This is a genomic window from Immundisolibacter sp. (genome assembly GCF_041625615.1).
GTDB lineage: Bacteria > Pseudomonadota > Gammaproteobacteria > Immundisolibacterales > Immundisolibacteraceae > Immundisolibacter.
The window spans coordinates 1-11,450 of record NZ_JBFJTF010000072.1; the positions used below are offsets into that span (position 1 = coordinate 1).

Annotated in this window: 8 protein-coding genes; 2 read left to right on the forward strand and 6 right to left on the reverse strand. The window is 67.6% G+C overall.

The features are described from left to right. The 6 genes from ABYX71_RS07160 to ABYX71_RS07185 all read right to left on the reverse strand — a co-directional run. Positions 1-572: ATP-grasp domain-containing protein (locus ABYX71_RS07160; protein ID WP_372695824.1), on the reverse strand; the 572-nt coding region annotated here is incomplete at its 3' end. A gap of 124 nt (positions 573-696) precedes the next feature. Continuing rightward, on the reverse strand, positions 697-2,112 hold the full coding sequence (gene lpdA, locus ABYX71_RS07165) for a dihydrolipoyl dehydrogenase (RefSeq protein WP_372695825.1): 1,416 nt from the start codon (positions 2,110-2,112) through the stop codon (positions 697-699). Between the two features lie 10 nt (positions 2,113-2,122). Further along, positions 2,123-3,310 (reverse strand): 2-oxoglutarate dehydrogenase complex dihydrolipoyllysine-residue succinyltransferase, encoded by a 1,188-nt coding sequence (odhB, locus tag ABYX71_RS07170; RefSeq protein WP_372695826.1) that lies wholly within the window; start codon positions 3,308-3,310, stop codon positions 2,123-2,125. A gap of 34 nt (positions 3,311-3,344) precedes the next feature. Continuing rightward, positions 3,345-6,179: a 2-oxoglutarate dehydrogenase E1 component gene (locus tag ABYX71_RS07175; protein WP_372695827.1), complete on the reverse strand. Its 2,835-nt coding sequence runs from the start codon at positions 6,177-6,179 to the stop codon at positions 3,345-3,347. A gap of 110 nt (positions 6,180-6,289) precedes the next feature. Further along, positions 6,290-6,973, reverse strand: a complete 684-nt coding sequence (locus ABYX71_RS07180; protein ID WP_372695828.1) for a LytR/AlgR family response regulator transcription factor — start codon at positions 6,971-6,973, stop codon at positions 6,290-6,292. Continuing rightward, positions 6,970-8,028 (reverse strand): sensor histidine kinase, encoded by a 1,059-nt coding sequence (locus ABYX71_RS07185; RefSeq protein WP_372695829.1) that lies wholly within the window; start codon positions 8,026-8,028, stop codon positions 6,970-6,972. Before ABYX71_RS07185 ends, ABYX71_RS07180 begins: the two co-directional genes overlap by 4 nt. A 15-nt stretch (positions 8,029-8,043) precedes the next feature. Here ABYX71_RS07185 and argH point away from each other — a divergent pair, with 15 nt between their 5' ends. Together argH and ABYX71_RS07195 are read left to right on the forward strand one after the other, a co-directional pair. Next, on the forward strand, positions 8,044-9,435 hold the full coding sequence (gene argH / locus ABYX71_RS07190) for an argininosuccinate lyase (RefSeq protein WP_372695830.1): 1,392 nt from the start codon (positions 8,044-8,046) through the stop codon (positions 9,433-9,435). Between the two features lie 157 nt (positions 9,436-9,592). Then, complete coding sequence (locus ABYX71_RS07195; protein WP_372695831.1) at positions 9,593-11,347, forward strand: phosphoenolpyruvate carboxykinase (GTP); 1,755 nt, start codon at positions 9,593-9,595, stop codon at positions 11,345-11,347. Positions 11,348-11,450: the final 103 nt, after the last annotated feature.

Genomic DNA, 11,450 nt, shown 5'->3' on the forward strand with positions numbered 1-11,450 from the left:
CAGTCGACGAACATGCGCGCCATGCCGGTCATCAGGGTGGTGAACTGCTTGATCTGGTCGCCGCTCAGGCCAAGCCCGAACGCGAACTGCCGGCACTGGTACGGTTGCACGCCGACGATCGGATCGACCTCGGTGGTGAGGATCTTTTCCGGCGTCTCGGCCGCCACCTTTTCGATTTCCACGCCGCCCTCGGTGGACGCCATGAACACCACCCGCTGGCTGGCCCGATCGACCACCGCGCCCAGGTAAAGCTCGCGGGCGATCTGGCTGACTTCCTCTACCAGCACGCTGTTCACCGGCTGGCCCTCGGCCGTGGTCTGGTAGGTGACCAGGCGGGTGCCAAGCATGGCCTCGGCGGCCTGCGCCACTGCGTCGGGGCTGTCCACCAGCTTCACGCCGCCGGCCTTGCCACGGCCACCGGCGTGCACCTGGGCTTTCACCACCCAGCGGCTGCCGGGGATGCGCCCGGCGGCAGCCTGGGCAGCCTTGGGGCTGTCGGCCACCTCGCCTTGCGGCACCGCGATGCCGTAGTCGGCAAACAATTGCTTGGCCTGATATTCGTGCAGGTTCATGGATTTACTCTTTCCCTTGGGGTCGGGGGAAACGGTCTCCGGCCACGTCCCGGACAGCCGTTCCGAACTGCTGACATGCCGTCAATGCGTCTTGTACGGCGCCGCCGCTGCGCGGCCAGCCGCTTCAGACGTGTATTGCCCGCCGGTGGGCCGCCAGCGCCGCCTCGTGCAAGGCCTCCGACAAGGTCGGATGCGCATGAACGATGCGCGCGATGTCTTCCGCACTGGCGCAGAACTCCATCGCCACCACGGCCTCGGCAATCAGTTCCGAGGCATGGGGGCCCATGATGTGCACGCCCAGCACGCGGTCGGTTTCGGCATGGGCAAGCAGCTTCACCTGCCCCTGCGCGGCCTCCATGGCGCGCGCCCGACCGTTCGCCTGGAACGGGAACACGCCCACCGTATACGGCACACCCTCGGCCTTGAGGGCCTGCTCGGTGCGACCGACCCAGGCGATTTCCGGCCAAGTGTAAATGATCCACGGGATGGTCCCGTAATCGACGTGGCAGTGCTGGCCGGCGATGCCCTCGGCCACGGCGATGCCGTCTTCCGACGCCCGGTGCGCCAGCATCGGCCCGCGCACCACGTCGCCGATGGCATACACCCCGCGTGCTGCGGTGCAAAAACGCTGGTCCACCTGGATGAAGCCACGCTCGTCGCATGCGACACCCGCCGCCTCCAGCCCCAGGCCGTCGGTCACCGGCTGACGGCCAACCGCAACGATCAAGCGGTCGAACTGCGCCTGCTGGGCACCGTCCTTGTCCTCGAAGTCCACCGTCACCGCGTCGGCGCCCGCCTTGGCGGCCGTCACCTTGGCGCCCAGACGGATGTTCAGCCCCTGGCCGGCGAACGCCTTCTGTGCCTGCGCTGCGATGGCCCGGTCGGCCGCCGGCAGGAAGTCCGGCACCGCCTCCAGCAACGTCACGTCGCTGCCCAGGCGCGCCCACACGCTGCCAAGCTCGAGACCGATCACGCCGGCTCCGATGATGCCGAGCCGCGCCGGGATCGCGGTGAAGTCCAACGCGCCAGCCGAGTCGACGATGCGCTCGCCATCCACTGGCGCCACCGACAACGGCGTCGGCCGCGAGCCGGTGGCTATGATGATGTGCTCGGCCGCCACCGTCTGGCTGGCGCCGTCGCCACCGGCGACCTCCACCTTGCCGTCGCCGGCCAGGCGCGCGCTGCCCTGCAGCCAGGTCACGCCGTTTTTCTTGAACAAACCGGCGATGCCGCCGGTGAACTGGCTCACGATCTTGTCCTTGCGCGCCACCATGGCCGCCGGATCGATGCCGACCTCGCCGACCTCGATGCCATGCGCCGCCAGATCGTGACGGGCGCGGTGGTACTGCTCGGACGACTCCAGCAGCGCCTTGGACGGGATACAGCCGACGTTCAGACAGGTGCCGCCAAGTGCCGGCTTGCCTTCCTTGCCGATCCAGCGCTCGACGCAGGCCGTCTTCAGGCCCAGCTGCGCGGCGCGGATGGCGGCCACATACCCGCCGGGGCCGGCGCCGATCACCAGCACATCGTAACGTTCCATGGCTGCCCCCTTACAGGCTGAGCAGCAGGCGGGCCGGGTCTTCCAGTGCCTGCTTGATGGTGACCAGGAACTGCACCGCCTCACGGCCGTCGATCAGCCGATGGTCGTAGGACAGCGCCAGATACATGATCGGACGCACCACCACCTGGCCATCCTCGACCACGGGCCGCTCGACGATGTTGTGCATGCCCAGAATGGCGCTTTGCGGCGGATTCAGAATCGGCGTCGACAGCATGGAACCGAAGATGCCGCCGTTGGTGATGGAGAACGTGCCGCCGGTCAGGTCGTCCAGCCCCAGCTTGTTGTCGCGGGCGCGCACACCGAAATCGCCAATGGCCTTCTCCACGTCGGCGAAGGACAGCTGGTCGGCATCGCGCAGGATGGGCACCACCAGCCCACGCGGGCTGCTGACGGCGATACCGATGTCGAAGTAGCCGTGATAGACGACGTCGCCACCGTCGATCGAGGCATTGACGACCGGGAACTTCTTGAGCGCCTGCACCGCCGCGTGCACGAAAAATGACATGAAGCCGAGCTTGACGCCGTGCGCCTTCTCGAATGCGTCACGGTGCCGGGCCCGCAGGTCCATCACCGGCTTCATGTTGACTTCGTTGAAGGTGGTCAGGATGGCGGCCGTGCGCTGGGCATCGATCAGCCGCTCGGCAATGCGCTGGCGAATCCGCGTCATCGGCACGCGCTGCTCGGCACGGGGACCGGCCTCCACCGCCGGGGCGGGTGCCTCGGCCTGGGGCGCCTTCTGCGCCGCCGCCAGCACGTCCTCCTTGATCACACGGCCGTCACGGCCGGTACCGGTCAGCGTGGCGGTGTCCACACCATGCTCCGCGGCCAGCTTACGCGCCGCCGGGCTGGCGGCCGGGGACTCCGGCGCCGGGCGTATTTCCGGGGTTTCCTGTGGCGGCTCGGCCAGCGGAGCCTTGTCCGCGGACGCGCCCGGACTTGCCTCGGTATCGACCGTGGCCAGCAACTCGCCGGCCTGCACGGTGGCTCCGTCGGGCTGGTGCACGGAGGCAAGCACGCCGTCAGCCGGCGCCACCACTTCCAGCACAACCTTGTCCGTCTCGACGTCGATCAGCGTCTCGTCACGCCGCACCGCCTCGCCGGGTTGCTTCTTCCACTGCAACAGCGTGGCCTCGGCCACCGATTCCGGCAGCACCGGCACCTTGATTTCGATCTGCATGTCAAACCCGGGAATGGTTGTAATTGAACTTAGGTTAGGCGGATTTCTGCTTGCGTTTCACGGCCGTAATGGCTGGCGCAAGCGCCTCGCTCACAAGCGCCTGCTGCTGTGCCTGGTGCAGCGCGTAACTGCCGCAGGCCGGCGCCGCCGACCGCGGCCGGCCGACGTACCGCAGGCTCTGACCGGACGCCAACGCGTCGGCCAGCTTGTGGCGGATCTGGTACCAGGCGCCCTGGTTCTGCGGCTCTTCCTGCACCCACGCCACGTCCGACGCCGCGGCGTAATGGGCAAGCTGCTCGGCCACTTGCGCCTTCGGGAAGGGGTACAGCTGTTCGATGCGCACGATGGCGATGTCATCGATGTCCCGCTCCCGCTGGCTCGACAGCAGGTCGAAATAGACCTTGCCACTGCACAGCAGCACGCGCCGTACCCGCGCCGGGTCCGGCTGCTGCGGGTCGGGAATGAGCGGCTGGAACTCGCCGTCCGCGAGGTCGCCCAGCGCCGAGACCGACAAGCGGTGCCGCAGCAGGCTCTTGGGCGTCATGACCACCAACGGCCGGCGGTACCGGCGCAGCATCTGCCGGCGCAGCATGTGGAACATCTGGGCCGGCGTGGAGGGCACGCATACCTGCATGTTCTGCTCGGCGCACAGCTGCATGAAGCGCTCGAGCCGGGCCGAAGAATGCTCCGGCCCCTGCCCTTCGTAACCGTGCGGCAAGAACATCACCATGCCGCACAGCCGCTGCCACTTGGCTTCCGACGAACTGATGAACTGGTCGATCACCACCTGTGCGCCGTTGACGAAATCGCCGAACTGCGCCTCCCAGACGACCAGTGTCTGTGGGTCGGCGCTGGCATAGCCGTACTCGAAACCGAGCACCGCTTCCTCCGACAACAGCGAGTCGATGGCCAGGAAGCTCGGTTGGCCGGGCTGCAGGTGCTGCAGCGGAACGTAACGCTGCAGGTCGTCGGCGGCGTCCAGATCCTGGTTGTGCAGCACCGCATGACGGTGCGAGAAGGTGCCCCGTCCGCTGTCCTGTCCGGACAGACGCACCCGATAGCCCTCGGTCAGCAGGGTGGCGTAGGCCAGCGTCTCGGCGCAGCCCCAGTCCAGCGGCAACTCGCCGGCGGTCATCTGCCGGCGGTCATCGAGGATCTTGGCCACGCGCGGGTGGGGCTTGAAGCCGGCAGGCACGCTGCTGATCTTCTCGCCCAGGGCGCGCAGGGTGTCCAACGGCACGGCGGTGACCGCCGGCTCGGTCCACACCGCATCCATGTAGGGTGCCCAGTCGATGGCCAGCAGCGGGCGCTGGTCGCTCATGGGCAGCGGCGCCACGCTCTGCCCGAGGTCCAGCGCCTGCTGGTAGTCCTCGGCCATCTGACTCGCCTGACCGGGCTGCAACACACCGGCACTCTCCAGGCGCCGGGCATACAGCTCGCGCACGGTCGGCTTGCCAACGATGCGCGAGTACATGCGCGGCTGGGTGATGGCCGGCTCGTCGGCCTCGTTGTGGCCCTGGCGGCGGTAGCAGACCAGGTCGATCACCACGTCACGGCTGAAGGCGAGGCGGAAGTCCAGCGCCAACCGGGTGACGAACAGCAGGGCCTCCGGATCGTCGCCATTGACATGAAAGATCGGCGCCTGGGTCAGGTGGGCGATTTCCGTGCAATAGAAGGTCGAGCGGGCGTCCGCCGGATTGCTGGTGGTGAACCCGATCTGGTTGTTGATGACGATGTGCAGCGAGCCGCCGGTGGCGAAACCGCGGGTCTCGGCCAGGTTCAGCGTTTCCATCACCACGCCCTGGCCGGCGAAGGCGGCATCACCGTGCATCAGCACCGGCAGCACCTGCCGGCGTGCCAGGTCGCCGCGGCGCTCCTGACGGGCGCGCACCGATCCCTCGACAACGGGATTGACGATCTCCAAATGCGAGGGGTTGAACGCCAGCGTCAGGTGAATCGGGCCGCCCGGGGTGACGGGGTCGGCCGAAAAGCCCTGGTGGTACTTGACGTCACCCGAGCCGACCACCTGCGCCTTGCCCTCGAACTCGGCGAACAACTCCTGCGGCTGCTTGCCCAGGATGTTGACCAGCACGTTCAGGCGCCCACGGTGCGCCATGCCGATGACCAGTTCCTTGACATCCGCGCTGCCGGCGCGTCGCACCAGCTCGTCGAGCACGGCGATCAGCCCATCGCCCCCCTCGAGCGAGAACCGCTTCTGCCCCACGTAGCGGCGATGCAGGTAACGCTCCAGACCTTCGGCGGCGGTCAGCGCCTGCATGATCTGCAGTTGCTCGGCCTCACTCAGCACCGTCCGGCCACGGCCGGCCTCGATGCGCTGGCGCAGCCACTCGACCTGCTGCGAGTCCGACAGGTAGGCGTACTCGAAGCCGATGGCACCGCAGTAGGTGGCCTCGAGGGCCGAGACCAGTTCGCGCAGCGTGGAACCGGGCGGCAAAGGAAAATTGCCGGCGGAGAAACTCAGATCCAGATCGGCCTGCGTCAGGCCGTGGTAGTCCAGGCTCAGGCTGGGGACCGGCGAGTTGGTCTGCAAGTCCAGCGGGTCGGTGCGCGCGGCCAGGTGACCGCGCTGGCGGTACTCGTTGATGAGCTGCTGCACCGCATTCTGCTTGTGCAGGTCATGCGGCGTACCCGGCGCCGCCGGCCGTGCCGCCGGCTTGTTGGCCAGCTCACGAAAGCGCTGCTGCACGGCGCCGTGCGTCGGGCTCAAGGCACCGCCGGGTGCCCCGCCCCAGGATTCAAACTCGCGCCGCCAGACCTCAGGCACACTGGCCGGGTCGACAATAAACTCTTCGTACAGCGCCTCCACGAAGGCGGTGCTGCCGAAGCCGAGACTGGAACTGGCGTCCATTAGGAGGCTCGGGTTGCATAAATGGCCGTGGCAGATTTTACGGCTATGACAGCCATAACCTGAAACGCCACCGCCAACGCAGGCGCGGAAACGCACCCGTCGCGCACGGCTCAAACGCCGTGTAAGGTCCGCTGTACCGCCGTTGCGAGGCGTCGGCTAACCGGCAGTGGCTCCGACAACCCGTGGAGCTGAACCCACAATCGGCCGTCGTTTGTGCGCTGCAGCGCGACCACGTGCCGCGTGTTGACGAGCACGGCCCGGTGAATGCGCAGCAACGCCGGCGCGTATTGCTCCGCCAATCGGGCCAGTGAGTCTTCCATGAGCCATTCGTCGTCCTGGCAATGGACCGTCACGTACTTCGCCTCGGCGCGCAGGTACAGCACATCACTCAACGCCACCCGCCGCTGGCAACCGGTACCGTGCACCCGCAGCTCGGGCTCGCTCACCGTCACGCGCGCCAGGGCCTGTTCCAGGCGCTGCGCCGACACCGGCTTCAGCAAATAGTGCACGGCGCCGGTCTCGAAAGCGTCCAGCGCAAACTCGCCGTGGGCCGTCACGAACACAACCGCCGGCGGCCTTGGCAGGTCGGCCAGGGCACGCGCGGTGGCCAGACCGTCCGGCCCCGGCATGCCGATATCCAGCAACACCACGTCGGGACTCAGCCGGCGACACTGCTCCACAGCCTGTACGCCATCCACCGCCTCGCCCACGCAGTAACGGCCCGGCACGGCCTCGATCAGGCGTCGCAGCCGCGCGCGCGCGAGCGGCTCGTCGTCAACCACCAGGATGTTCACGGCCGCCCTCGTTCATCCGAGTCCAGCGGCAGGCGCAGACACACCTGATGACGGCCATCGACCACCGTCGCGCGCAGGCCGGCGGCCTGCCCAAAATGTCCCTCCAGGCGTGCCCGTACGTTGGCCAGCGCCATGTGCAGGCCAGCGCCGTTACCGCTGCTGGTACATGGATTGTCAATCCGCACCTCCACCGCGTGCGCCGCTGCCGCAATGCGCACCGACACGCGCCCACCGCGCGCCAGAGGCTCGACGCCATGAACGATGGCGTTCTCCAGCAGCGGCTGCACGCTCAGCGGCGGCACCCGCACGCCGGCCGGCGACGGCGTGTCAGGCCAATCCAGTCGCAGCCGCTCTCCCAGGCGCAGCTGCTCCATCGCCAGATACTGGCGACACAGGGTCAGTTCCTCGTCGAGCGAAATGGGCTGCTCCCCCGCCTGCAGGCTGGCGCGCAGCAGGTCGGCCAGGGCCAAGGTCACCTCCTCGGCCCGGGACGGATCGCTGGCCGTGAGACTGGCGATGGTGTTCAGGCTGTTGAACAGAAAGTGCGGTCGGATGCGCGCCTGCAGCACGGCAAGTCGCGCCTGTGCATGCGCGCGCTCGCGACGGCGCAGCATGTGGCGCTGGTAGAGCAGACGCAGCGCCAGGCCGCCGACCATCGCCGTCAGCAATAAATTACGCGCCAACAACCAGCCGACAGTGGTGCCCCTGCTCGGCAGCAGCCCCAGCACCACGGCCCCGCACGTGGTACCGGCGGCCAACAACAGCAGCCAGCCCAGCGCGACGGTACCGGCCGGAAACACAGCCAGGCGGCACAACCAGGGACGCACGGCGCACAATCCGGCGATACCGAATAGCGCCACCCAGTGCACGGCCAAGGACCAGGCCCCCAGGCGTGGCCAGAACCGTGCCGGCTCGAACGGCTGCGCCAACACGAGCAGCACCGCCAGCAGCTGCCCGCCGACCGCCACCGCCAGTACCGCCCGCGGCCGGCACAGGTCCGGCAGAAAGTCGCCGCTGCCTGCGGCCCGCTCCGCTATACTCGGCGGCTCCGTCACGCCTGTCTCCCACCCATGTCCAGCGCATCCCGCAAACCCTGGGGCGGCCGCTTCGCCGAGCCCACCGACGCCTTCGTCGAACGCTTCACCGCGTCGGTCCACTTCGACCGGCGCCTGGCCCGCCACGACATTACCGGTTCCATCGCCCACGCGCGAATGCTCGGCCGGGTCGGCGTGCTCGATGCCCGTGAAGTGGACAGCATCGTCACCGGCCTCGAACAGATCCTGGCCGACATCGAGCGCGGCGACTTCGAGTGGCAAACGGCGCTCGAGGACGTGCACATGAACGTCGAAACGGCGCTGGTGCAACGCATCGGCGACGTCGGGAAGAAACTGCACACCGGTCGTTCGCGCAACGACCAAGTGGCCACCGACATACGGCTGTGGTTGCGTGACGAACTCGACGCCATCGACGGGCAACTGCACGCGGCCCTGCAGGCGCTGCTGCAACTGGCCGAGCGCGAGGCAGACACGCTGATGCCGGGCTTCACGCACCTGCAGACGGCCCAGCCAGTCACGCTCGGACACCACCTGCTGGCTTGGTTCGAAATGCTGGCACGCGACCGCGAGCGCTTCGCCGACTGCCGGCGCCGCGTCAACATCATGCCGCTGGGCGCCGCCGCCCTCGCCGGCACCAGTTTCCCCATCGATCGTGTCTATACGGCCGAATTGCTGGGTTTCGAGCGACCCACCGAGAACTCGCTCGACTCGGTCAGCGACCGCGACTTTGCGATCGAGTTTGTCGCCGCGGCCGCGCTGCTGATGACCCATTTCTCGCGCATGTCCGAAGAACTGGTGCTGTGGTCCTCGGCACAGTTCGGTTTTGTCAGTCTGGCCGATGCCTGGTGCACCGGCTCATCGATCATGCCGCAAAAGAAGAACCCCGACGTGCCGGAGCTGCTGCGTGGCAAGACCGGCCGCGTCAACGGACACCTGGTTGCGCTGCTGACACTGATGAAGGCCCAGCCGCTCGCCTATAACAAGGACAACCAGGAAGACAAAGAGCCACTGTTCGACACGGTCGACACAGTGCGCGACAGCCTGACCGCCTTCACCGGCATGCTGCCGGGGATGACCGTGAACACGGCGCGCCTGCGCGAGGCGGCGCGCGCCGGCTATGCCACGGCCACCGACCTGGCGGACTATCTCGTACGAAAGGGACTGCCGTTTCGCGACGCCCACGAGGTGGTCGGCCGCGCCGTGCGCGCCGCCGCCTCGGACGAACGCGACCTGGCAGACATGACCCTGGACGAACTGCGCGCCTTCTCGCCGCTGATCGACGCGGATATCTTCGACGTGCTGACGCTCGAAGGCTCGGTGGCGGCGCGCGACCACCTGGGCGGCACCGCGCCGCGCCAGGTACGCGCCGCGGTGAGGCGTGCCCGTGCCCGCCTTGACAATATCTGACGCGATCGCCGAAGCTTTTAAGCTTTTTCAGGCTGATTTTTTAGTCGCTTTACGCCCATACGGGAATGCTTTTCGCTTCCTCGGGCAATGCCTGACTGGAGGCAACGCAACGCAGGGACGGATGGTTGCGTCGACAGGGTAACGGGGGAATTCACACATGACGTCGAACCAGGCACTCGCGGATTGGGTCCGCGACGTTGCAGCGCTCACCACACCCGACCACATCCACTGGTGCGACGGATCACAGGCCGAATACGACGCCCTGCTGGCCCAGATGCTCGACAGCGGAACGTTGATCGAACTGGACCCGCAGACCCGCCCGCGCAGCTACCTGCACCGCTCGGATCCGTCCGACGTGGCGCGCACCGAGCACCTGACCTTCGTGTGCACGGACGAGCGCGACGACGCCGGGCCCAATAACCAGTGGATGGACCCGGCCGAGGCACATGCCAAGCTGGACGCCCTGTTCGCCGGGGCCATGCGCGGACGCACCATGTATGTGGTGCCGTACTGCATGGGCCCGATCGACTCGCCACTGGCACGCTGCGGCGTCGAGATCACCGACAGCCCGTACGTGGCCGCCAGCATGCGCATCATGACGCGCATGGGCACCCAGGCCCTCAAGCGCATCGAGCGCGACGGCAGCTTTGTGCGCGGCCTGCATTCGCTCGGCGATCTCGACCCCGAGCGACGCTTCATCATGCACTTCCCGCATGAACTGATGATCCAGAGCATCGGCTCCGGCTACGGCGGCAATGCCCTGCTGGGCAAAAAGTGTCACGCCCTGCGCATCGCCTCCTATCAGGCGCGCCGGGAAGGCTGGCTGGCCGAGCACATGCTGGTCATGGGCATCGAGGACCCGCAAGGACGCCTGCATTACGTGGCGGCGGCGTTCCCGTCTGCCTGCGGCAAGACCAACATGGCGATGCTGATCCCGCCGATCGAGTACCAGGGTTGGAAGGTGCACACCATCGGCGACGACATCGCCTGGCTGCATGTCGGCGACGACGGCCGCCTGTGGGCCATCAACCCCGAGGCCGGTTTCTTCGGCGTGGCGCCCGGCACCAGCCGGCACACCAACGCCAACGCAGTCGACATGCTGCAGCACGACACCATTTTCACCAACGTCGCCCTCACCGAGGACGGACGGCCCTGGTGGGAAGGCCTGTCGGATGAAACACCGGCCTTCGACTGGCAGGGTCGGCCCTATGACCCGGCCAACGGTCCGGCCGCACACCCGAATTCACGCTTCACCGTGTCGGCCCAACAGTGTCCGTCCTGGTCCGACCAGGCCGAACGGCCATCCGGCGTGCCGATCTCGGCCATCATCTTCGGCGGCCGGCGCGCCTCCCTGGCGCCGCTGGTGCTCGAGGCCAAGAACTGGAACCACGGCGTGCTGCTCGGCGCCGGCATGGCCTCGGAGACCACCGCTGCCGCCACCGGCAAGGTCGGCGTGGTGCGACGGGATCCAATGGCCATGCAGCCGTTCTGCGGCTACCACTTTGGCGACTACTGGGCGCACTGGCTGTCCACCGGCGCACGCCTGACCCAGCCGCCACGCATCTATCAGGTCAACTGGTTCCGCCGTGACGAGCAGGGCCGGTTCCTGTGGCCGGGGTTCGGCGAGAACCTGCGCGTCCTCAAGTGGATCATCGACCGCTGCCAGGGTCAGGTGGAGGCCGCCCAAACCCCGGTCGGCAACCTGCCGCTACACGGCGGCATCGACCTGACCGGGCTCGATGTGTCGCACGAGCACATGCAACAGTTGACCGAGATCGAACCCCAGGCCTGGCTGGACGAGCTGGACGAGGTCGGCAGCTTCCTGCATCGCTACGGGCCGCGTGTCCCGCAGGCCCTGCACGACGAGCGCGTCCGGGCAAGCCACGAGCTCAAGCGCCTGTTGAACAACTGAGCGGGCCCGCCTCCCCCACCGGCACACGGTCACGGGGAGGCGGACAGATACGAAAAAGCCGGCATTTCGCCGGCTTTTTCGTATCTGCGATTCACGGCCTTTC

Coding starts and splice junctions, on each gene's coding strand:
- odhB (WP_372695826.1), bottom strand. CDS start 3,310: ATGCAGATCGAAATCAAGGTGCCGGTGCTGCCGGAATCGGTGGCCGAG.
- argH (WP_372695830.1), top strand. CDS start 8,044: ATGTCCAGCGCATCCCGCAAACCCTGGGGCGGCCGCTTCGCCGAGCCC.
- lpdA (WP_372695825.1), bottom strand. CDS start 2,112: ATGGAACGTTACGATGTGCTGGTGATCGGCGCCGGCCCCGGCGGGTAT.
- ABYX71_RS07175 (WP_372695827.1), bottom strand. CDS start 6,179: ATGGACGCCAGTTCCAGTCTCGGCTTCGGCAGCACCGCCTTCGTGGAG.
- ABYX71_RS07195 (WP_372695831.1), top strand. CDS start 9,593: ATGACGTCGAACCAGGCACTCGCGGATTGGGTCCGCGACGTTGCAGCG.